General features: G+C 46.0%; 19 protein-coding genes and 1 pseudogene. 5 read left to right on the top strand and 15 right to left on the bottom strand.

The genetic code is table 11. From position 1 onward, the window contains the following. Window positions 1-27 precede the first annotated feature (27 nt). The 5 genes from RSX24_RS09720 to RSX24_RS09700 all read right to left on the bottom strand — a co-directional run bounded on the left by RSX24_RS09720 (window position 28) and on the right by RSX24_RS09700 (window position 4,960). Entirely contained in the window at window positions 28-1,218 is a 1,191-nt protein-coding gene (locus tag RSX24_RS09720; protein ID WP_343260425.1) for a glycine C-acetyltransferase, read from the bottom strand. A gap of 601 nt (window positions 1,219-1,819) precedes the next feature. Continuing rightward, complete coding sequence (locus tag RSX24_RS09715) at window positions 1,820-2,509, bottom strand: metal-dependent hydrolase (RefSeq protein WP_236412795.1); 690 nt, start codon at window positions 2,507-2,509, stop codon at window positions 1,820-1,822. Next, window positions 2,506-3,747: a multidrug effflux MFS transporter gene (locus RSX24_RS09710; RefSeq protein ID WP_343260511.1), complete on the bottom strand. Its 1,242-nt coding sequence runs from the start codon at window positions 3,745-3,747 to the stop codon at window positions 2,506-2,508. Before RSX24_RS09710 ends, RSX24_RS09715 begins: the two co-directional genes overlap by 4 nt. 153 nt (window positions 3,748-3,900) lie before the next feature. Continuing rightward, entirely contained in the window at window positions 3,901-4,536 is a 636-nt protein-coding gene (locus RSX24_RS09705) for an FMN-dependent NADH-azoreductase (protein ID WP_343260424.1), read from the bottom strand. Window positions 4,537-4,576: 40 nt separating this feature from the next. Further along, a complete protein-coding gene (locus RSX24_RS09700) occupies window positions 4,577-4,960 on the bottom strand; it encodes a tautomerase family protein (RefSeq protein WP_343260423.1) in 384 nt (127 codons plus the stop codon). A gap of 124 nt (window positions 4,961-5,084) precedes the next feature. On the opposite strand from RSX24_RS09700, the gene RSX24_RS09695 reads away from it, so the two are divergent. Further along, window positions 5,085-7,613, top strand: a complete 2,529-nt coding sequence (locus tag RSX24_RS09695; RefSeq protein ID WP_343260422.1) for a helix-turn-helix domain-containing protein — start codon at window positions 5,085-5,087, stop codon at window positions 7,611-7,613. A gap of 786 nt (window positions 7,614-8,399) precedes the next feature. Here RSX24_RS09695 and RSX24_RS09690 read toward each other — a convergent pair. From RSX24_RS09690 to RSX24_RS09680, 3 genes are all read right to left on the bottom strand, one after another. Next, a complete protein-coding gene (locus RSX24_RS09690) occupies window positions 8,400-9,797 on the bottom strand; it encodes a catalase (RefSeq protein WP_343260421.1) in 1,398 nt (465 codons plus the stop codon). A gap of 174 nt (window positions 9,798-9,971) precedes the next feature. Continuing rightward, entirely contained in the window at window positions 9,972-10,112 is a 141-nt protein-coding gene (locus tag RSX24_RS09685) for a hypothetical protein (RefSeq protein ID WP_236412786.1), read from the bottom strand. A 103-nt stretch (window positions 10,113-10,215) separates the two neighbouring features. Next, a complete protein-coding gene (locus tag RSX24_RS09680) occupies window positions 10,216-11,034 on the bottom strand; it encodes an alpha/beta fold hydrolase (RefSeq protein ID WP_343260420.1) in 819 nt (272 codons plus the stop codon). A 399-nt stretch (window positions 11,035-11,433) separates the two neighbouring features. On the opposite strand from RSX24_RS09680, the gene RSX24_RS09675 reads away from it, so the two are divergent. Continuing rightward, window positions 11,434-11,868 (top strand): Rrf2 family transcriptional regulator, encoded by a 435-nt coding sequence (locus tag RSX24_RS09675; RefSeq protein WP_236412784.1) that lies wholly within the window; start codon window positions 11,434-11,436, stop codon window positions 11,866-11,868. A gap of 54 nt (window positions 11,869-11,922) precedes the next feature. On the opposite strand, the gene RSX24_RS09670 is transcribed toward RSX24_RS09675, so the two are convergent. The 7 genes and pseudogenes from RSX24_RS09670 to RSX24_RS09640 all read right to left on the bottom strand — a co-directional run bounded on the left by RSX24_RS09670 (window position 11,923) and on the right by RSX24_RS09640 (window position 19,865). Further along, on the bottom strand, window positions 11,923-12,285 hold the full coding sequence (locus RSX24_RS09670) for a VOC family protein (protein WP_343260419.1): 363 nt from the start codon (window positions 12,283-12,285) through the stop codon (window positions 11,923-11,925). 416 nt (window positions 12,286-12,701) lie between these two features. Beyond that, a complete protein-coding gene (licT, locus tag RSX24_RS09665) occupies window positions 12,702-13,553 on the bottom strand; it encodes a BglG family transcription antiterminator LicT (RefSeq protein WP_343260418.1) in 852 nt (283 codons plus the stop codon). A gap of 17 nt (window positions 13,554-13,570) precedes the next feature. Further along, on the bottom strand, window positions 13,571-15,013 hold the full coding sequence (locus RSX24_RS09660) for a glycoside hydrolase family 1 protein (RefSeq protein ID WP_343260417.1): 1,443 nt from the start codon (window positions 15,011-15,013) through the stop codon (window positions 13,571-13,573). A gap of 59 nt (window positions 15,014-15,072) precedes the next feature. Beyond that, entirely contained in the window at window positions 15,073-17,010 is a 1,938-nt protein-coding gene (locus RSX24_RS09655; RefSeq protein WP_343260416.1) for a beta-glucoside-specific PTS transporter subunit IIABC, read from the bottom strand. Window positions 17,011-17,428: 418 nt separating this feature from the next. Further along, a pseudogene (locus RSX24_RS09650) lies at window positions 17,429-17,736 on the bottom strand (MmcQ/YjbR family DNA-binding protein). Window positions 17,737-17,761: 25 nt separating this feature from the next. After that, the gene (locus RSX24_RS09645; protein ID WP_343260415.1) at window positions 17,762-19,090 is read right to left on the bottom strand and encodes a replication-associated recombination protein A; all 1,329 of its coding nucleotides are present in this window, start codon (window positions 19,088-19,090) and stop codon (window positions 17,762-17,764) included. 13 nt (window positions 19,091-19,103) lie between these two features. After that, window positions 19,104-19,865 carry an AraC family transcriptional regulator gene (locus RSX24_RS09640; protein ID WP_343260414.1) on the bottom strand — a complete coding sequence of 254 codons (762 nt, stop codon included), beginning with the start codon at window positions 19,863-19,865 and terminating at the stop codon, window positions 19,104-19,106. Between the two features lie 340 nt (window positions 19,866-20,205). Between RSX24_RS09640 and RSX24_RS09635 the strand changes: the two genes are divergently transcribed. The 3 genes from RSX24_RS09635 (at window position 20,206) to RSX24_RS09625 (ending at window position 23,335) form a co-directional block, all read left to right on the top strand. Further along, on the top strand, window positions 20,206-21,051 hold the full coding sequence (locus RSX24_RS09635; protein WP_343260413.1) for an SPL family radical SAM protein: 846 nt from the start codon (window positions 20,206-20,208) through the stop codon (window positions 21,049-21,051). Window positions 21,052-21,102: 51 nt separating this feature from the next. Further along, complete coding sequence (locus RSX24_RS09630; protein WP_343260412.1) at window positions 21,103-21,672, top strand: 3'-5' exonuclease; 570 nt, start codon at window positions 21,103-21,105, stop codon at window positions 21,670-21,672. A gap of 193 nt (window positions 21,673-21,865) precedes the next feature. Beyond that, the gene (locus tag RSX24_RS09625) at window positions 21,866-23,335 is read left to right on the top strand and encodes a carboxylesterase family protein (RefSeq protein ID WP_343260411.1); all 1,470 of its coding nucleotides are present in this window, start codon (window positions 21,866-21,868) and stop codon (window positions 23,333-23,335) included. The last annotated feature ends 267 nt before the right edge of the window (window positions 23,336-23,602 follow it).

The raw sequence follows: 23,602 nt of genomic DNA, 5'->3' as shown, positions 1-23,602 counted from the left end.
TCCCGAAATATACTCCCGCGAATGCATCTAAATCAGCTTCATTTCCTTACCAACTTTCTCATAAACGGAGATCACCTGGTCAAGCATCTCCTTGGTATGGGCAGCTGTCGGCATGTTGCGTATTCTACCGGTTCCTTTCGGAACTGTCGGAAACAGGATTCCCTTGGCGTAAACGCCTTCTTCATAGAGCCGTTTGCTGAACTGTTGGGTGGTTACTTCATCGCCAATGATACAAGGTGTAATCGGCGTTTCGCTTTGGCCTACATCATATCCAAGCCGGCTCAAGCCATTTTTCAAATGATTGCCGTTCCCCCACAGCTTCTCGATCAGCTCTTTGTCATTCATCAAAATGTCGATAGAAGCGCTACAAGAAGCGATTGCAGCCGGAGGTAGCGATGTCGAGAACAGAAACGGACGGCTTCTTAGCTTCAACCATTCGATCAGTTGTTTTTTACCCGCCACATAACCGCCGACAACGCCGATCGCCTTGGAAAGAGTACCAATTTGAAAGTCAATGCGGTCGGACAATCCAAAATGCTTTACGGTTCCCGCACCTGCTCCGAGAACGCCCGAACCGTGGGCATCATCCACATAAGTAATCAGATCGAATTCTTCTGCTATTTTCACGATTTCGGGCAGCTTTGCTATATCACCATCCATGGAGAAAACCCCGTCGGTGATGACCATAATTTTATGGTACTGACCGGATTCCTTGGCCTCTTTCGCCTGCTGTCTTAAATCATTCATATCCGAATGCTTAAAGCGAATCACCTTGGCTCTCGACAGGCGGCACCCATCAATAATTGAAGCGTGGTTCAGCTCATCGGATAAAATCGCATCATGCTGGTCCATAACCGCGGATATAGCAGCCATATTACAGTTAAATCCCGATTGATACACGATAACGGCTTCCGTTTTTTTGAAACGGGCCAGTTTTTCTTCAAGCTCAATATGAAGATCCATCGTACCATTAATTGTTCTCACAGCCCCTGCGCCTGCCCCATATGTCTGCGCCGCCTTAACTGAAGCATCAATGAGGCGGTCATCTGTTGCCAGTCCCAAATAGTTATTAGAAGACAAATTGATTAGGGACTTTCCGTCGATACGAATAACAGGACCATTTGCACCCTGCAGCGTATCGATGACGTTATATAGACCTTTAGTCTTTAGATTTTCGATGTTCGAATTTAAAAATTGGTCCAATGCTCGACTTGACATTCGATTCCCTCCTTGATATACGTTTGTACTCGTACAGGAGACATGAAATTCTGCGAAAAACCTTTTTATAAAAGGGTTTAGACTAATTTCAATGTAGCATCTTTTTTATTTTTTGTACACATGTGAAGGACATAAAAATAAAAAATCCGCAAATAAACATAGCGATTGCTTCCCCCCTCCCCGGAAGCAATCGCTACTGAATCCTTGTTTGTATTTTTTGCTGCTCGGTAACTTCTTGTGCAGCCATTATTTCTTTTGCTTATTCCTTTACATCATTCGATTTACCCGAATTCAAACGGTATTCTTCCGTGGCAAACGTAATAAGCTGACTCCGTACGGAAGCACTTGCCGAGGTTAGGCTCTCCTGACCGCTATAGTTCCATAGCTACAAACTCCTTAAGGTGCTAGCATTCCCCATGCCATCAGCACTGTTCGGATCATCATGTTCGCCTGCAGCACTCGGAACAAAAAGTTGTACCGATAACATAAAAAAGCCGCTATAATTATAGCGACTTCAACCGGACTATATTCTTGTCCGATAGCATCCCAAGCATACAGAGCGACGGCTGTGAAATGTTTCCCTCCGGTGTCTTATCGATGTTTAGGATGACAGATGGATAGCTTCTCCCGGTTCAAGGACGACCCCTACTCCATCCTCAAGGAGCGAGGCGAAGTAATAGGGGTCTTGTTGAATGTACGGAAACGTATTGAAGTGGATCGGCACAACTTGTTTGGCTTGAAGCCAATCTGTGGCTACGGCCGCGTCTTCCGGGCCCATCGTATGGTTGTCGCCAATCGGGAGAAAAGCCAGGTCAATGTCATTGCGTTCCCCAATCACTTTCATGTCGTAAAAAAGGCCCGTGTCACCTGCATGGTATATTGTTTTGCCTTCGGCGGTGAACAGAATTCCGGTAGGCATTCCCGTATAGATAATGGTTCGGGTCTCAGGGTTAACATAACTAGAGCTATGGAAAGCCTGAGTCAGCTTCACTTTACCAAAGTCGAAGGTGTACGCCCCGCCGATACTCATGGCATGGGTTCTCACTCCCTCCCATCCGAGCACATCTGCCAGCTCTGCCGAGGCAATGACCAATGCGTTGTTTCGTTTCGCAATGTCTACCGTATCCCCTACATGATCTCCGTGGCCGTGGGTTAACAGGATTACGTCTGCTTGTATACTGGCCGCATCCAGATCGGTATTTGCGTTGCCTGTAATGAACGGATCAATCAGGATGGTAGTGCCGTTTGTTTCGATTTTTACTACAGAATGTCCATGATAGGATACTTTCATTTGTATTCCCCCTTTGATGAAATTGCTGATGCCGGGTTTCTTCGGATTAACGTGAGGTAACAGATGACTGCGGCGATATTGGATAACGCGATGACCGTTCCCATAGGGATGGCTGATTGACCTCCTCCGATCCCGGTAAGAGGTGCAGCGAGTCCGCCCAGCACGAATGAGATCAGGCCTAACAGCGCGGAAGCGCTCCCGGCGGCTTGTCCATAGTTCTGCATCGCGAGGGAGAAGCCAGTCGTAGTTACGACGCCGACGCTGGATACTACGAAAAATAGCGGCACTAATACCGCGTATAACCCCCCACCGCTCAATAACACCCCGAATAACGCCAAGCTGCTAATGGTTGCAAGCATAATTCCACTGACGAAAAGTGTATACCCGCTTATTTTGCCGGACAGCCTACCCGTAACTTGCCCAGCGATGATCAAACCAACCCCATTCAGCGCGAACAAAATGCTGAACAATTGCGGCGAAGCACCGAATAGGTCTTGAATTACGAACGTGGAGCCTGAAATATACGCAAACATCGCAGCCAGAACGAAACCTTGTGATAAGGCGTAACCCATAAAGATCCGGTCCCGAAGCAGGGTTCGGAACGTAACAATCGTCTCCTTCCAGCCGCCCTTCACTCTGTCCTTCTCTGGCAATGTCTCTTCCAGAGTGGTGAAGACTGCAACGAACAGAATCGCAGCAATAAGACTTAACGCTACGAATACGCCCTGCCAGGAAGCCACCCGCAGGAGCTGCCCGCCGGCAATCGGCGCAAAGATTGGACCGGCCCCGTTCACCAGCATCAGGAGTGAGAAAAACCGGGTCAATTCGGCCCCTGAAAAGAGGTCCCGCGCCACCGCCCGGGAAATCACTACGCCGAAGCTTCCAGCCAGACCTTGTACAAACCGCAACGCGATAAATGACCAGATGGCCCCGCTTAAGGTACACCACACGGATACGGCGATATACAGGAATAACCCCACAAGCAGCGGCCTGCGCCGTCCGTGCATATCGCTCAGCGGACCGGCTGCCAGTTGCCCGAACGAGAGTCCCAACATGCAGGCAGTCAAGCTAATCTGCGCCATGGCAGGTGATGCCTGCAAATCGCTGGCTAATGTCGGCAGCGCGGGCAAATACATGTCCAGGGAGAACGGGGCGAGCGCAGCCAAAGCACCCAATATGACCGCCACCCCCGCTCGTTTCCCCGCTTTCAGCCCTGCTTGTGCCTGAAGCTCTGTCATGCTCTTCCCCTCCTTGAATTCACCAAATACGCCTTCGATTCGAACGCCCATGAACACCTCCATGAGGATGCCCATCCAATGCTCGTATACCGGGTGAGCGATGGATGGGCAAAATGTTGCGAAGCATATTCAGCGTGTTATCTGAATGTAGTCTTAGAAGTTTTTGGCGGCTATGCGTGCTTTCTCGATCGCTTCGGCTTTGATTTGTGGAGCGCGGTCTCCTGCAGTGGACACTCCTTCAATAAACAGATTATCTAAATCGGTGATGCCTACGAAGTTCAGGACGGTTTTCAAATGACGGCTGCCGTTCTCCCGGTCCGCCACAGGTCCTTCCGAGTAAATGCCGCCGGTAGCCTGGATATGGAATGCTTTTTTGTTTTCAAGCAGGCCAACGGGACCGTTCTCTGTGTATTTGAAGGTTTTGGCTCTGACGCAGAAGGAATCAATGTATGCCTTCATTACCGGAGGGTAAGAGAAGTTCCACATAGGTGTTACGAACACATACTTGTCTGCAGCAACGAATTCATCAAGCAATGTATTCAACTGAGTTAATTTGAGTTGCTGCGCGGCAGTCAATTGATCAAACGAACCACCATTTTGAAGGGTTCCCCAGGCTTCCCATACGTCAACGTCAATTTGGGGAATGTCGCGCCGATACAAGTCTACATGGACTACTTGATCTCCCGGATTGCTTTCTTTGTAAGCTTGAACGAATTGCTCTCCGACGGAAAGACTGTAAGATGCTTCAACGCTGCCGGGATGGGCAGTTATATAAAGTACAGTTGACATAATTAAAACTTCCTCTCATCATTAAGTTTAGTTTGTGAAATTACACGATAAATGGAGCGATGCCGTTACCATAAGACCAGTTTTCTTTGGTGACCTCAACCAGATTGATGAACACATCTTCCGTTCTGATGCCGCACTGCTGATGAAGCTGCTCGGCTAATACCTCATAGAACTCTTTCTTCACTTCTGCTGATCGGCCAGCATTCAGCGTGACCTGAACGATTAGAAAACCGTTACTTCTATCAATATCCAGGCAATTCGGATCAAAGCTGAAATGGTCACGTTCAAGTTCTTCTACAATCAGAAAGCGATCGTTCTGGGGGACATGCAGCTTGTCCACAATCGTCTGCAAGACGACCTCGCTAATACGGGCTTTCTCTTCGCTGGAGCGACCCTTCAATGTGGTAATGCGAGTCAATGGCATGTGTGTTACCTCCTCGTTGTTGTTGATATGGCTAATTATATCTGTTAGAATCCAGAACACGAATGTACATAAGTTCGTGTTTGTTCGTGTGAAGCTGCGGAAACTATGGAATTCAGGTGATAGGATGGAAGACGGGAAATTGCCAAAAGATTGGCCTCATGAATGGATCAAAAAAATTCGTTCCAGACCTGCCAGGCACAGCTTATCCAAACGGATGCGGCAAGTGGACCTGGCACGGCGGGTCGGTGTTGATCCACGAACGGTGCAGCAATGGGAGAATGGAGACCGCCTCCCCAGCGTGGGCAGTCTCAAACGAATGATACAAGCGTTCTGCGAAGAAGGGCTTCTCCTGGAAGCCGATCCGCGTCATGAGGCTGAGGAGCTTTGGAATTCTGTAAAGCGCTTCTCGGAAGCGCGGTCAGCGACCTCACGGGAGTTTCCCGATTTCGACGCAACCTGGTTCGACACATTGGTTACTATGGAAGGGACAACACCGAAACCAATGATTGCCGCGCCGCAGGCTTCAATCGCGCCAGCACACCGGCTGCCCAAGCTCCCTACGCTCTTCGTTGGACGAAGTCTAGCCATGGCTGACTTGAAGGAACGGCTGAATGCTCACTCCCTGGTCTCTGTCGTGGGTCCCGGAGGAATAGGCAAGACGTCCCTTGCTGTTCAGGTGGCTTCAACGCTCGGGGGAACGTACCCACAAGGGATATGGATGTTTGAATTCGGCTCTGTCAAAGAACCGCAAGACCTGGGACAACTGCTTCTGTCCGCATTAAGGCTGCAGAACCAGGCAAACGGGACCGATCTTCAAACGATACTGGAGGCTTTGTCCGACCAGAAAGCACTCTTTATTTTTGATAACTGCGAACATGTCATTGACGCAAGCGCGTCTTTGGCTGAATCACTTCTTGCATTCGCGCCGGGGCTGACGATCCTCGCCACCAGCCGGGAACCACTCAATATTCCCGGGGAATCCGTCTATCGGCTTCCTCCGTTATCTTTTCCAGCGGACGAGCATTTGCTTGAGGAGATAACCGAACAGGAGATCATATCCTTTGAAGCCGTGCAACTTTTTTTGGAGCGGGCGCATATTGCTGCGCCCCAGTTTCAGCCCACATTGCAGAATCTCAGACTTGTTGGCTCTATTTGCAAAAAGCTGGAGGGAATCCCGTTAGCCATTGAGCTGGCGGTTGCCAGAATGAACATGCTGACACTGGAACAAATCACGGAACGCCTAGGGAATCTGCTGACCTTACTGACAGCAGGCAAACGAACCGCTGTGACCCGTCAGCAAACGCTCAAATCCACAATTGATTGGAGTTATGAATTGCTGACCGGCAAAGAACGTCTCATGTTGAGGCGGCTTAGCGTATTTGCGGGAGGGTTTACTTTGGAGGCGGCGGAAGAGATCTGCATCTGTGAGCCCGGAATGCCTGAGCGGGAAGATCGCATCACTCGCGAAGACGTACTCGACCTGTTGTCCAGTCTGGTCAACAAGTCTCTCGTTTCTATCGAGATCGGCGAGAATTACCGCTACATCCGCTACTTCATGCTGGAAGCTATCAAAGAATATGCAGGCGGAAAGTTGCAGAAAGAAACCGACAAGCATAAGAGCCATCAGCTTTCTGAACGCCATGTTCGTTATTACAGTCAATGTTTGGTCCGTGCGGAGCCCAAATTCAGGACTCACGAACGCGAAGCGTGTATTGATGAAGTACGGCAAGAATATGCGAACCTGCGTTCTGCCCTGGAATGGTCGTACTCTAACCCGCATGCCTATTCATTTGGACTTCACATGGTCTCAAACCTCTATTGGTTCTGGCTGCACGAAGGCAGGCTGAAGGAAGGATTGTTCTGGCTGAATCGCTTTCTGGATAATGAAACACACGAAGGACAGTCTGGCACCGATTCCGCAAAGGCTTTGCATGGACGTGGTGTCATTCAATTTATCCGTGGAAATGTTGAAGATGCCATGTATTCGGCGATCAGAAGCGTGGAACTCGCTCGCGATTTGGGAGAAAGCTCTCTCCTTATCTCCTCCCTTCGACTGCTCGCGTTTCTTCACATCAAACAGAAACGGCTTGAGGAAGCCGAACCGTTGGTACAGATGAGCATTGATATTGCTAGAGCCACGGGCGATTTGTGGAATTTAGCTTCCTCATTGCATGCTTACGGGAAGCTCCGATTAGGACAGCATAATTATTTTGAAGCGTCTAAGAGCCTGAATGAGAGTGTACATTTCTTCGAAGTCGTCCAGGACCAATGGGAAGTATCTGGTCCATACGAAAGTCTGGGGTATTCCGCCCTGAAGCTTGAGCAGATTACTGCTTCTATTGAATATTTCAAAAAATGCATCGCCGCAAGCCAGATCTACAGAGGTTCTTGGATTCTATCGCGTGGTCTTGAAGGATTAGCCATTGCCTTATGTGCTAAGAAGGCCTTCACCGAATCTGCAATCCTTCTCGGAGCTGCTGAGAAAGGCCGCCAAAGCTCTGGCGGGGAGGCCATGCCCAATTTTCCCGCAGAGCATGAAGAGGTAATTCTTGATCTTCAGCATGTTTTTTCTGAGCAGGAATTGCAAGAATTGTGGAGCAAAGGTAAAGCAATGACACGTTCCCAAGTGCTTGCGTATTCACTGGAAATTTAGGTGATAAGCAAGAATAAGTGACGACCGTTTTCTCAAGATCATAATGAAAACGGTCGTCCACTTTTGCTAACTTTAATATTTTTGGATTCCACCTGACATTGTTGAGGGAAATATCAGCCGCCAAATGGAAATGGTATTGTCCCTTTTTTAAACATCATGAGTTCTAATTTTACAGGAAAGGTATATCCCATTGACTCTAACAACTTCATAGCTCCTTTATTTTGTTCATTAACCAGGAAATCCACTTCGTTTCGGTCATTCTTAATGTCTTTGCTCTTCTTTCCGCGTCATGCCAATGACATCGTGTCCAGCTTGGTACGAGTTGCGGCAGCAACAATCTCCCAATAACATAACACCACTTGCACCAGCTACGAAAATTTTCATAAAAATTAAAACTATAATTCTCATTATTTCGAAAAACAAATAGGGCAGGAATGAACATACGTCATCCCTGCCCTTTTTAGAAACTGCCTAAAAAATATTTATATCAATTATCCGTAATAACGATTAAAATCAAAAAAATCATCGAAATAAACTCGGGCCAAGGATTACAATACACTTCAAAACCGTTCAACTGCAAGCCGGCGATACAACCAGGACCGATTCAGAAGAGACTAAACAACCGTTCCCCGGTGAAATACCGAGAAATGGCCGCAGCTTGAATGTTGTCTTTTTAAAGTGTCTACTTGACAGGGTTATGACCAAATAGCGATTTTTAATGGGAATATGTTCTTGAACCCCGACAATTGATCGACCCCATTCTCCTACTTCATGAAATTGCGTAAATCATCCCTTCTTCGGTGCGGCGATCTGACGCGCTACCCTCTCGGCTAATGTTGCATTAGCCTGGGATAAATAGCCTAACACCACCCTTTGAATCTCATGAGAAGCGGCCGATAAGTCATCAGCGAGGTTTTGAACAAGATGATCCTGCTGAACTTGCGTTAGCGATTGGTAGAATTCTCCCGCTTGCGTGAAATTATCGGGCTGTGGAATATCGGATCGAACGATCCGGCCGGCTACATAGCGCCCTGTCCCACTCGTTACCTGTTCAGTCGGTGACCAGTTTGTTTGATGGTTAATCGGAATTTTACGGAAATCCGATCCAAGGCGATGCCGCTGTGAATCCCAATAAATATTGCTGCGGCCTTGCAGCATTTTATCATCGGACAGCTCGACACCATCCAGAAGATTTGTCGGAGAGAATGCCAGTTTCTCGACCTGCTCCTGATAATTCGTAGGGTTCGTATCCAATACGAGTCGACCAACTGGCAGCAGCGGGAAATGACGTACATCCCATACTTTCGTGTCATCCAACGGATCGAACGACAGCATTGCCTCATCCTGTGGGTTCATCAACTGCACATACAGCCCGTATTGGACTGGTGTGCCTTTGGCAATCGTATCATATAGATCTTTACCCGAATAATCGGGATTCTCGCTGGCCAAACGAGCCGCTTCTTCCGCATCGATATATTGCTCTCCAGCCAACGGAATCCAGCGATATTTGACATAGAAGCGATCGTTCTGTGCATTTTTCCAAACATAGGTGTTAACACTGTGTCCTGGCATATGGCGGAGACTCTTGATCGTCCCTTCGTCCGAGTACAATCGTACAACGAAATGGGTTGCCTCTGGTGCTCTAGCAACGAAACCCCAGAATCGATTGGGATCGATGAGATTGTTAACGGGTGATGGCAGGAAAGCACGGATGGACTCAGGGAACCGGATCGGATCTCGTACGAGGAACACAGGGATATGATTACAGAGCAGGTCGAAAACGCCTTGCTCGGTATAAAATTTCGTCGAGAATCCACGCACGTTGCGGGATGTATCCGGTGTCCCTTTGTTGCTGACCGCAAGTGAGAAACGAACGGTAACGGGTACCCGTTGTCCCGGCTGTTGCAGGAAGCACAGATTCGTATAAGCGGCCATCGAGTGGAGGGTTTCAAAATAACCAAAGGCACCAAACCCCTTCACGTGAACCGGACGCTCTAATATCTTTTCGTGGACAAAGGTTTCAAGTGTTTCATGCAGCATGCTATCCTGTTCCAAAATCGGTCCCCGTTCCCCTACTGTCTGTGAATGGTATTCCGGCGACTGCTTAGCATGCCATTGTGATTGTACGTTCCCTCCCTGCCAGCTTCGACCGTTTGCCTGATGGTTAGCTTTGTTACCGTCCATTGATCCGCCCCCCATACCTACATTCTCGGGGATATATATGCATGGCTATGTACGAATATGACAGCATGTCATATTCGATGGCCGTGTCTCGAACTTACAACGAATAATACTGGGACGATCCCTGGTTTGAAACGACCATGCGTCTTATTCAGAACAGTGCCGAGTTAGGATGATTTAGGAGACAGTACGACATTCAACGGCCAGGTAACCCCCAGCTCCGTCCACATTCGGATCGGCTCCTTGGGACTGTACCTCTTTGAGGAAATTAATCGTCTTGGCAGAATCCCATAATTGATTGTTCTCCATACCTCCCATGAGAGATTTCTTCTCTGAAGGTACGTCTGGGAGATTCACTTTTTTCCCATCGACTTTGGCAACCAGATAACGTTCCCGGTTAGTTTAATAGGTTAACATAAAACTAAAATCCATGCTCTGTTACTCTTTCAAGCCACTCACACATAAGAGACTCAAATAACAGAGGCTGTTCAATCTGAAGATTATGGCCTGCTCGGTCTAGTACAGCAAAGGTTGCTCTAGGATAATTGTCTAAAATTCTAAAAGCATCTTTGTAACCAACGACTGCATCTTGTCGCCCAAGAGTAAATACGGTTGGTTTATCGAAAACTAATTCATCGATATTTTTGGAAAATCCATAGTTTCTTTGAAGCTTACTAAGAAAATCGTAGTCAGCGATCTTACAACCGGCAATGATCTCCTCAGAATACCTTTTCCAATTATACTCATTGAGAACGACTTGATTTGCGCTAAAATCACTTATTTGCTCTTCACTTAAGGTGTCCAAAAACTCGCGATCACGATGAACAACCAAATGCTCGGGGACTTTCCTTCTTTTGTGATCGGGAATAATTAATGGACAAATCAGTGCAGCGCCACCAATACGATCTTTATGTTTATTAATTATTCCTCTTGTAATATATCCGCCGTATGATTCGCCTGCTATGAGATAATCTTGATTTGGGATGAGAGTTTCAATAAAATGTATAACTGCTTCCAGCATATCATCTGAATTACATATTTGATCGTAATCCTTTGTTTGCCCCATTCCAGGCAGGTCAAGATAAATACGACGCCAACCGGGGATCTTTTCAAATATCGGTTCCATACATCCACTCATTAATCGATGGTCTGGCGAAAAACCGTGGATCATTATTATCGGTTTGCCTGTACCCATTTCCTCGTAATATATACGGGCATTCTTAACTTTACAATATGGCATACAGACTCCTCCAATTAACTATGTATAACTTGCTTAAATGAAGAAAAATCTTCATTGTTTAATCAAGCAGTTCTCCGTTTCCGTTACGTTGTGATTATACCCTCACATATTGCACATGTAAAGAACGTATGTTCCTGAATTCTTGTTTCTAGAGGCGGCTTGTGAAACTCCATTCCCAGTCAGCTTCATCTAAACCGGTTCCTGCACTACATTGAAGTAAAGATTCCCGTTAGCTTGGATGAAAGATCGTGTTCTTTTTTTCGTGCTAATTTCTTATCTGATGGGAATCATAATATGTTCGGAAGTGATCTTTGACCTACATGTTAACCTGCTGATGATGCCGTCGATTGACCTGTTCTTTAAATGAAACTATACTATTTAGCAAAGAAGGTGAGTAGATTGAAACAAATAAGTAGTCGCTTTTCGATGGCAGTCCATATTCTGTCCATGATCTCGCTGGACCCTCTATATAGTACAGGCGATCGAATTGCCCGCAGCATCAATAGTAACCCTGTAGTCATTAGAAGGATTATGGCCCAGCTCAAAAAAGCAGGTTATATTGAAACAAAACCAGGAGTTGCGGGGGCCTCTCTTCTGATATCTCCTGAAAAATTAACCCTACTGAATATCTTCCAAGCAGTCGAATCTGTGGATGGAAATCAGCTTTTCAAAATTCACAAGGATACTGACCCAAATTGTTCTGTAGGAATGAACATTGAATCCATTCTATTACCCCAACTCTCTAATGCACAGAAGGCTATGGAGCATGAACTAGCTTCTGTTACCCTAGCTCAGATTGTAGAGCAACTACGGATAAAGGCAAATGTAAAATAAAGCTACTCCTCTAATGGAGTAGCTTTATTTTACATTTTTTTGATTTGCACCAAGTCAAACAGAAGCTTGCGCAGGCTCAACATATTCAATAAAACTACCGTCAGGATGTCGAACAAAAACGCTTGGACCAATAGGACCATGCTGATCTCTTACGATAAGGGTATTTTGTTTTTTTAATTCTACCTTCAATTCGTTCATGGAATCAACATACACCACTGCACGGAGTGATCTAGCAGGCTCCAAGGCCTCCGGACTTCCAGATACAATGACGTAAGGATATACTGTGGCTATAGATAAGCCAGCCTCGGGAATATTCCACGTACGATCCATAGATCGGTTTGCAAGAGATTCATAATATGCAACGGTTGATTCCAATTGCTCGGTAAAAACGGGTATAAAATGATTTATGATTTTCATGTTAACCTCCAATTTTATTTTTATATATAACTACAATGGTTATAACTGATTTAGTTATATACAAATGTTTTGACCTTGTCAAGCTTTCAAAAAGGATCGACATGGTTAAAAATGATAGAAAGCGTTTCATGTTTCTCCTTTTGCTGGCAGGGTTTGGAAAACCGAATCATCCTCGGCCGCTCTGCCGGGAACGTAACCTATAACCGCACAGATGCTTACGGCCAACATACGAATTACCATCCATTTAACAAGGTTATAGCACTGCTTCATTTCATTGCCTCCTGACTCGCTTAAATGTAGAATTTTGCGCAATAATAAAAGACCGTTTCCCGGTAGAATACGAGAAAACGGCCATCGTTTTTCCTGTCTGCTATTCAAAAAATCGCTTGCCATAAGTAAACAATATAAACTTTGTTTTATAATCCTCCCTCGTCACATTGCTCCTCCTGTACAATTCGAGCAATGTGAATCATCAAATATAATAACTCCTCGTTCGATATGGAAATATCCAGCATGTTTTGAACGTAGGTTTTGATCATCTCCGCGCATTTGTATTCAAGCGGATGCTCATTCACCATATGTTGAAATATAAAATCTTTCGCCGAATTGCCCAGTCGCCCTTCTTGTAAACGCTGGATGAAAAATTGCAAATGTGTAACGAGTCTCACATAATGGATGGAGTTTTTGTTCAATTGCATATCAAAGGTGTATTGGATAATGTTAAAAATATCTTTTAACATCTTAACGGATTGCATCGTGCGCTCCATATTCTGCTCATGTGTTTGGGCATTCACGAAATGAAAAGCGATATTCCCTGCTTCTTCTTCCGGCAGTTCAATACCCAGTTCCAGATTCAGCATCTGAACGGCTTCAACCCCCAGTTCGAATTCGACAGGATGAAACCTCTGGATCTCCCATAACATGCGATTCTGTAATGATACACCTTTTTTCCATCGTTCAATGGCAAACGACAAGTGATCCATAAGCGTAAAGAAGATTTGATCGTCAAGAGACAGCTTTTCTTTCGCATTGGTAATCAATTTGTTTATGACATTCACATGTTTTTCTGGCATGTTTTCGATAGTTCGTACGTAAGCCTGGGCAGACGGATTATTTTGCAGAATGAATCGTTTCTGGATGTGCTCTTCATCCAGTCGCTCGCCGACTTTGCCTTTGAATGCCAAGCCTTTTCCCATGACAATCATTTCTTGTCCCTGTTCATCTTTGGTCAGAAGCAAGCTGTTATTCAATATTTTGATTACTTTCATGCATTCATCACGATCCTTTATTCTTTCGTGACCGCCTGATCCGAATTACCGATACATCTGCCATTCTGTTTAATGACCTCCTGATACCACGAGAAGCTTTTCTTCTTCAAGCGCTTCAAGTCTTTCAGATCCTGTTCACCACGGTTTACATAGATCATGCCGTAACGTTTCCCATAACCTTGATGGGTGCTTACCACGTCAATAACGGACCAAGGGCAATAACCAATCACATCTACCCCATCCGTTAGAGCCAGTCTGATCTGTTCCAGGTGTTTCTCGATAAAATCAATCCGGTACGTATCGTTAATGGTGTAATCTGCCTCCAGTACATCCGGAGCTCCTATACCATTTTCCGTAATTAGAATCGGGAGACCATATCGTTCATATACCTTACGCAATGTTAGCCTTAGGCCAACCGGGTCAATGACCCAGCCATATTTCGTTTTTTCCGTATAAGGATTCTCCGCGGCCCGGTAGACTCCCTGCTCGCCAAGCATAATTTGCTGATCGCCCGCACGAGCTGTAACATCCGACGCATCGCCCGTACTGGCGGCAATGGTTGCCGTCGAATAATAATTGATTGCTACCAGATCAGGGCGGCCAGACTGGATATCTTCCATGTCGCCCTGCTCAATAACCGGCTCGATGCCACGTTCCCGCAAATAACTCCAGAATAATGGATTATACCGTCCCCACACCGATAAGTCGAGAAAACCCCATCCGCGAATCGTCTCCCAGTTATGTGCAGCGATTGCATCTGCTGGTCTGGAGGTTGCCTGATACATGGAAGTCATGTTTAATGCAGGACCGATCTTGCCTTGCGGGAGCATGGCATGAAATAGTCGCATCGTTCTGCCTTGAGCCACAAACATGTGATGATTTTGCTGGTACTGTTCCTTAGTGGAGGGCATACGGCCGCCCTTCGGTGTACCAATGGCACCTGGATGGAGAATCATCGTATTTTGCTCATTAATGGTCAACCAATATTTCACTTTATGCCCGTAATGCGTAAACAAGATACGCCCGTACTCGACAAAGGCATCGATCGTTTCCCGGTTGTTCCATCCTCCGGTTTTCTCAAGCTCGTAGGGTAAGTCGAAATGGTACATGGTCACAATGGGTTCAATACCATGGAGCAGCAATTCGTCAATCAATTGGTGATAAAAATCGAGCCCCTTCTCATTAACAGCTCCTGTGCCTGAAGGCAATATTCGAGTCCATGCAATTGAAAAACGATATGCTTTGAGGCCCAGCTCTGCAAAAAGCTTCACGTCTTCTCTGAATCGGTGATAGTGATCGCTCGCAACCGTGAAATCGGCGGTTCCAGCCGGATGATCACACATATCGATTACGGACAGACCTTTGCCATCTTCGTTCCAGGCTCCCTCCACTTGATAGGCCGAGGTAGAGCCTCCCCACAGAAATTCATTGGGGAATGGTTTGATGTGTTGATATATCATCTCAAGCACTCCTTCATATTAATGTTGATCAAGATATATGACGAGCCGTATTAAGGTCGTTACGAAAGGTGGATAATAGTCGCTCCAACCTCCACAGGGCTCTGCTTCTCCAGCTTAATGTCCGTGAAACGATCCGAATTGGCGATAATGATCGGGGTTATGACTTCATACCCTTCTGCCTTGATGGCACCGATATCAAAGCTGATCAACAAGTCACCCCGTTTTACCCGGTCCCCCACTTTAATGGAAGAGTCGAAATGTCTCCCCTTCAGGTTGACGGTATCCACTCCAATATGAATGAGCACCTCTTCTCCATCATAACCATTTAATTTGACCGCGTGTTTGGAGTCCATGAAGGCCGTAACTTCCCCTGTGATCGGTGCATACAATTCTCCTTTGGCAGGAATAATTGCAGCACCTTTACCCAGTAATCCCAAAGAGAACACATCGTCTGGTACTCGGTCCAGATGGACTAATTCCCCTTGCATCGGGCTGGCGATCGTAAGTGGGCGTAATTCATTTTGGCCGGGTACATTTGCATTTGTTGCAGCAGACTGCGTGCCTGGATTGTTGTCTTTAACAGGTTCTTGGGAAAGCGTCTTGTCATCGTTAATGTTGGTATTTCCTTCTTCATCGTCTACTGGATCCTCAAAACCAATGATCCATGTCAGAGCAAAGGTAACGATAAAAGCGATCAGACAAGTGACAATAGCATGAACGATGTTCATCGGATTGCTGCCTATGAAGGCAGGCAAAGCGGCAAGTCCCGGAGAAACGAAGGCATAACGCACTAATCCGGTCAGACCGGCGTATATCCCTGCTACACCACCACCAATCATTGCGGCAATCAAGGGTTTTTTCAGTTTCAGCGTTACGCCGTACAAGGATGGTTCCGTAATTCCCAGCACAGCGGTGAAACCGGATGAAGCAGCGAGCTGTTTCAGTTTTTTGTTTTTTGTTTTTAATGCTACAGCAAGCGTGGCCCCACCTTGAGCAATATTGGACGCGAGCATCCCCGGACCGTTGATCATTTCATATCCATTTTTGGTCAGTTGGCTAGTTGCAATCGGCGTCATTGCCCATGCAGTGCCTGTCACGATCAAGAACGGCTGCAAAGTTCCCATTAACAAAGGGATCAGCCAACTGGCTCTGGCATTAATCGCTTCTGCACCCATCGCAACCAGATCATTCAGGTACGTCCCGAAAGGCCCGATCGCCACCAATGCAAGAGGTGCTGTGATCAATAGCACAATCATCGGTTTCGTGAAAAATTTGATCATTGAGGGCGATACTCGATCCGCGAAACGTTCAATATAAGACATGAGCCAAACGACAATAATAATTGGCAGCACGGAGCCTGCGTAATCGGTTAGTCGAACTGGAACACCGATGAAAAACACGTCTTTTCCTTCCGCCATCAAGGCGCTCCATCCCGGGTGTAACAAAACACCGGCAACTGTCATCGCCAGAATTGGACTTGTTTCGAACTTAATGGAAGCTCCATAAGCCAGTAGAATAGGCATGAAATAAAACGCCGCATCCGCAATGGTGTTAAGGATATAATAGTTTTGGCTTTCTGTAGTTACGAGGCCTGTCAGCACAAGTACGGCTAATATCGCTTTGATCATACCCGCGCCAATAATTGCCGGTATTACTGGAGTAAATGTCGTCGAGATGACGCTGATGAATCTGGAAATCCAGCTCTGTTTCTGCTTTTGTCCGTTATTTTGGTCGGAATCTGATTTGGACTCCGCACTTCGAGTTGCCGAACCCATCTGCTGAGTGATAACTCGGTAGACCTGCTGGACCTCATTGCCCACGACAACCTGGTATTGTCCACCATTGTTCACAACGGTAATGACACCTGGAAGAGCTTTGAGTTTTTCTGTCTCCGCTTTGGAGATATCATGCAGCTCGAACCGAAGTCGGGTTGCGCAGTGCGTAAGCCGAGCGATATTATCCTTCTTTCCAACCAATTCCGTAATCTCTTGTCCCAACTTGCGATAATCCATACCTTAGCCTCATTTCTGAATTTGGATATAAAAAAAGACCAAAACGATATGCCTTCCCCTACTCACATAAGGAAAAAGCAAAATCATTTTGGTCATGCCTGCTTTACCAGTAACAGCCAAATACTGCTAATATTCAATTCTTTATTGATGTAAACGTTTACTGGATCATAGTATCACACATTTATTCAGTTAGCAATCACTTCATACGACATTTTTCTTTATACCTAACCACTTATGTTTTACCTTTTATCGTGTCAGTTGTCCCGCTACAATGTAAACATCTTCATGTATTACGGTGCTTAATGAATTTTTAAGTACAAATACAAAGTACCCTGCTTTAAGCGTGCTGCGCGATCTCTCAGATCCAAATCGTTGTTGCGTAATTGCAGGAAGGTCACATAAGTTATTTCACTTTACGTTTGGGTTTCGTTAGGTCAAAACTATGTTTTACCATATCGTGAAGATCATCCTCCGGAAGGTTTCCATCTAAGATGATCGTATTCCAATGTTCTTTACTCATATGATATCCCGGCTTAACTTCTTCAAATGCGTTTCGGAGGAATTCAGATCGATCGGGATCACATTTCAAGTTAACGCAAAGATCTTCTCGTTCCCTTTGTGGCGTATGGCTGTCCATCCTTCTCCAAAGGGATGATCCTCATATGAGGCTGGATAAGATAAACAGTATTCTACGATTTCTTCTAATTTCATTGTGGTATCCTCCTATCTGTAAAGCCTATTCATGATTGGTGTTTTTCTTCTTGTGCCATGCTGTAATTTCTTCCATCCTTTGTTTAATTTTAAATTCAGACCCCTGTGTTGTCGGATGGTAATATTCACGTCCGATCAGGGAATCTGGCATAGTCTGCATCGTTGTTAGCTTTTCTTCTGTGTCATGGGCGTACTGATACCCTTTACCATAGTTCAGCTCTTTCATAAGCTTCGTTGGAGCGTTTCGAAGTTGCAAAGGAACAGGTTCACTCATGGAATGTAGGGCATCTTTTTTAGCATAACGGTAAGCCAAGTAAGCAGAATTTGATTTGGGAGCCAGGGTCAGATAGATAACGGCTTGTGTTAGATGTACATCGCACTCTGGCATCCCTATGAATTGACATGCTTGAAACACCGAAACAGCGATTTCCAAAGCCCTATTGTCTGCCAAACCCACGTCCTCACTTGCAAACCTAACGAGCCTACGAGCAATAAATAAAGGATCTTCACCGGATTCCAACATTCGAGACAACCAATAAATAGATGCATTTACATCACTATTTCGCATGGATTTATGCAATGCTGAAATGATGTTGTAGTGTTCTTCTCCATCTTTGTCATACAATAGTGATTTTCGATGAATAATTTGAAGCAGCCCTTCTTTGCTGATTTCAATAGCTTCAGCTTGTTTCTCTCCATTTAGCACAGCCATTTCTAAGGTGTTTAATGCCACTCTGGCATCGCCATTTGAATATTCCGCGATAGCAGATAGTACGCCCTCTTCAAAACCGATCTTTTGATCTCCGTATCCTCTAGGATCCAAAATCGCTTTTTTTAATAATTCAACAATATCTTCACTGCTTAATTGATGAAGGACAAAAACTTTGCTGCGGGATAACAAAGCCGAGTTAACTTCAAACGATGGATTTTCGGTTGTCGCGCCGATGAGAATAATGCTTCCTTTTTCCACATACGGAAGAAAAGCATCCTGCTGTGCCTTATTAAAGCGATGAATTTCATCGATGAATAGAAGGGTTTTCTCCCCTAATTGCCTGTTTCCCTCAGCTTCCTTCATTACATTCCGGATATCTTTAATACCGCTGGTTACAGCACTAAAATCAATAAATTTAGACTTGGTTTGATTGGCAATAATTTTAGCTAGTGTAGTTTTGCCAACACCTGGAGGGCCCCAAAATATCATAGAAGACACTTGATCATTTTTGATCATATCCTGCAGAACTTTTCCAGGGCCAAGTAAATGTTTTTGTCCTATAAAGTCTTCCAACGATTGAGGACGCACACGATTAGCCAACGGTCGATCATGTTCATTATCAAATAATGTTCCTTGTATCACAGTATCACTCCATTTAAAGGTTCTGCTTTCGGAATTCGACAGGCGTATAGCCAGTTTCCCGTTTGAAAAATTTACTAAAGTGAGTGGTTTCTTGAAAATTAAGCATTTCTGCAATGTCGCTAATCAAGTAATCTGTATGCATTAATAAACGTTTAGCTTCGAGACTAATTCGAGCGGATATGAAAGCTTTAGCACTTATTCCAACAGCTGCGACCGTAACCCGTGTTAACGTTTTTTCTGTGCAATTTAAAAGGGCAGCATAGTCACTAACATGATTTAACTTGGCAAAATTTTTCTCCACTAATTCTTGAAATTTTAAAAACTTTGGTGAGACCTGAGAAGGAGTAGGGATATTTTTTTGTTTATGAATAATGTTAAGCCATGCTACGAATGCATAAAGCTGAAACCGTAACAACATATGAACATCCTCTTTGCCTACTTGAATTAAAGAGTCTTGAACCATTTGCTCGATTAAAGTGTTTGCCCGATGCAGCTCTGTATTATTTAAAGTCAAACTATTAGGCGTTCTTCCGATATCAAACGTTAAATTCAGTTCACTCAACGTAAGTGAAGCAGGAAGAAGGAATTCTTCACGGAATAGAATGACCCATCCGTCCCAGTTTTCATCATGTCCAAAATTATGGACTTGTCCTGGTGTTACTATTATCAGTGTTCCTTCCTTACAAGCGATGGGTTCAAAATCGACCCATTGAGTACACATTCCTTCCGTGACACAAATGAGCATATAAAATTCATAACGATAAGTGATTTTCATACGTTCCTCTGGTGTTCGCTCTTTGAGAGAAGATACACTAAAAATCTCCAGATCGTAGGGGTAAGAAAACACGGGTTTATATTTAAGAGGTCTTATATTATTTTCCTGTTTGAATGAATGAACGATTACACGAACCTCCTTTAAGAGTATTTGACGAAGCGAAATGTCTGTAAAGTATCATTAAATTTCCCGTTTTTGCCTTCATCAAATCTGATAAATGACCTAAAATGATCATACCATAATATTGGGACGAAACAAAACAGGCAGTCAGTTCGCGTTACTTGGATTGATCTGATCGCTCTTTAATTTAGTATCAGCATCCGATATATGGGAGGCTAACATGCAGGTTAACAGCATAACAGCAAAAAAAATCTTAACTGAAATGAAAGGAGATTCAAGTGTTGGTTTCACACATTCATTAAATCCTTATAGTGGTTGTGCTTTTGGATGCAGGTATTGCTACGTTAGGGAAATGCCTATTCAAAGGTACAGTGATACTCCATGGGGAGAATGGGTAAGCATCAAAACAAATGCGGCCGACAAATATCGGAATGAGATGGTCAATCTCCGCCGGAGAAATAAGTCCATTCATCTTTTTATGTCTACTGCAACAGATCCCTATCAACCACTGGAACGGAAGACGGAGCTAACACGCTCTATTTTAGAGGAAATGATCAAATACCCTCCGGATTTCCTTCAGATCCAAACACGAAGTCCTCTTGTCGTAAGGGATCTTCATTTATTACTTGAACTAAATCAAAAATGCGAGGTCCTTGTCTCTATGACTATAGAAACAGATCGGGAAGATATGAAACGATTGTTCGCTCCCCATGCTCCAGGTATTAAGTTACGCTTGAAGGCATTAAAAGAAGTGAATAACGTAGGAATAGCTACCCAAGCTTCCATTTCGCCTGTACTTCCATTCACACCCGATTTTCCTAAAACACTGGAGTCCATCGTTGATCGGATCTACATCGACACACTTAACATTGGAGATGGAACTAGGGGGAAACGTTCCGAGCGCTTAGGCATGCCATTTTTGTTTAAAGAGAACGAGTTGTCCGGATGGTATCAAATGGATATTCATCTTAGAGTGGAAAAGTATTTTAAAAAGTTTTTTCCGGAGGAAATGATATTCATTTCTTCCGATAAGGTTTATCCCTTAAAAGGAAAAGTGCTTGAATAGGCGGGGCCTATCCTTCTTTTAAGGTATAGGTAGATAAAGGAGAATGAGCCGTTGAATTTTACAGCAATTGATTTTGAAACCGCAAACTTAAACCGATCGAGTGCGTGCTCTCTGGGTTTAGTTCAAGTTAGAGATGGGATTGTAACTGGTGAATATGAATGGCTAATTGATCCACAACAGCCGTTTAATCGAATGAATATGGCCATCCACGGTATTACACCCTCCATGGTTGACAAGCAACCTGTATTTGGAGAACTATGGACAACCATTGAACCACTAATATCCGGAGAAATTATTATTGCACATAATGCTGTTTTTGATATAAGCGTGCTGAGGTATTGCTTAGATGCCGCTGAAAAAAGCTATCCTGAGATACACTATTTATGTACGTACAGAATTGGGAAAAAGCTGCTGCAAGAGCTGTCCTCCCATAAATTAAACATCATCTCTAACCATTTCGGAATTCGACTAAATCACCATAATGCGCTCGATGATGCCCGGGCATGTGCCCAAATTATGTTAAAGCTAATGGAACAGCAAGAGGAATGTGATCCGCTGCTTTTTGCGAAATCCCTGGGATTCCAGGCGGGATCACTGTATTCAGGTGGGTATACTCGGTAGCTGCGGCATTCAAGATATCTTCCCTCATGTTGGACGTGTACACACCAACACAGCATCCTTAATCACTCTAAGGCAGATGGGTTTGACTGACATGTCCCAAATATGTCATATCAAGTCTTGATTTCACCTTTTCTTATTATAAATAATGGCCTAAAATGATCATACCGCTTCACCTATGAAAGGAGAAATACAAATGACACCTGACCATACTCTCAACGGAAAGAATCATCACACGAACAACACTAATACCGCCGGACAAGCGGTCCGCTCCTGGCTAGGCATCCCCTACGCCAGTGCAGAACGCTTCCGCCGACCCGTTTTGCTGCCGTTTAACCCGGCCTTGTCATATGACCAGAAGGGACCCGCCCCGCTCCAACCCGGCGACAATAGCTGGTTGGAGGCCGACAACGGATTCAGCGAGGACTGCCTGAACCTCAACGTCTGGGCACCCGAAAACGCTGGCGACGAACCGCTCCCCGTAGTCGTCTACATCTACGGTGGCGGCTTCGAACGCGGCGCGAACACCCAGACCACTTCGAACGCCTCAGGTCTCGCCGCGACCGGCCGCGCCATCGGGGTGTCCCTGAACTACCGTCTCGGCCCGTTCGGCTGGCTCTCGCTCTCCCAATACGGTGGCGCGTTCGCGGACGCCACTAACCTCGGCCTGCAGGACATCATCACCGCGCTCAGATGGGTGCAGGAGAACATCTCTCGCTTCGGTGGCGACCCTCAGAACGTCACCGTCACCGGCCACAGCGCCGGCGCGTTCTCCTCGATAGCGCTCCTTGCAGCGCCGGCGGCCGACGGCCTCTACCAGCGCCTCGCTGCGTTCTCCGGCGGCGCATCCCGGATCGTTCCGGCCTGGTGGGCAGAAGAACTAGCGATCAAGTTTCTCACCGAACTCGGCATCGCGGACGAACCCGAACAACTGCTCACCCTGGATGGGAAGCTCCTCGCCGAGACGCTCGTTAAGATTAGCCCACGTGACATCGGCGACCGAAACGGCATCGACAACACGACGATTGGCATCGTGAACGACCACTCTCAGACCGGGGCCATTCTCGCAGACACGCCGCTGCGTGTACTCGAATCCGGGCGTCACCGCGACGTCGACATTCTCTTTAGCACGGCGACGAACGAGGGGGACTGGTGGGTTATCAACGCGACCGAGCAGTTCGACCCGGGCAGCATCGACAACCTCGTTGACGAATTGGTAACGAAGTCGCGGATCCCTCGAAGCCGTGCTCGGCGCATCGTCGCCGCCTACGACGTCAACGGACGCACTCCTGTCGAAGTACGCGGGGCGCTCTTGACCGACTATCTCTATACCCTGCCCGCCGCCCGTGCGGCACTCGCCCACGCCGCTGCAGGCGGCAACGCCCACCTGCTCGCCGTTGGCCCTGTCGAGGGTACGCCAGCCGTACACGGCACGGAGATGTACGGCATCGTCGGCCAGCAACGCCCCCGACATAGCGACGAGCAAGCCATCCGGGACACCTTCGTCCGCGACGCTCTCCTCGACTTTGCCGCAGGCAAGCACGATCGGCTTTGGAGCTCCGTGACCACGGAACCTATCACACATGGGATTGGCAACCCACCATTCGACCCCACCGCCCATGCGGCCGAGGTCCTGCGCATCTTCGAGGGCATTGAACGGCCCTGAACGGCCCCAACGCGCACGGGGTCCCGCACCGATCCAACTCACTTAGCAGCGCCGGCGGCCCGCCACAGCACGTGAGAACAGCTTCATGAACAGGGAATTGACTATGAACATCGGTACAAGTTATTGTCCTTGGATTGGGACAATAACTTGTACTTATAGAACAAAAAAGCCGCCAAAATAGCGACTTCAATGGGAATATGTTCTTGTCCCTCGACAGATCAGGCTGTCCGGGGACAGGAATATTGTTGCTTAAATGACAAAAACATA

This window comes from Paenibacillus hubeiensis (assembly GCF_032334105.1).
Classification (GTDB): domain Bacteria; phylum Bacillota; class Bacilli; order Paenibacillales; family Paenibacillaceae; genus Paenibacillus; species Paenibacillus hubeiensis.
Note: the sequence above shows the minus strand (reverse complement) of the source record. Positions and strands in the feature narration are given on the sequence as shown.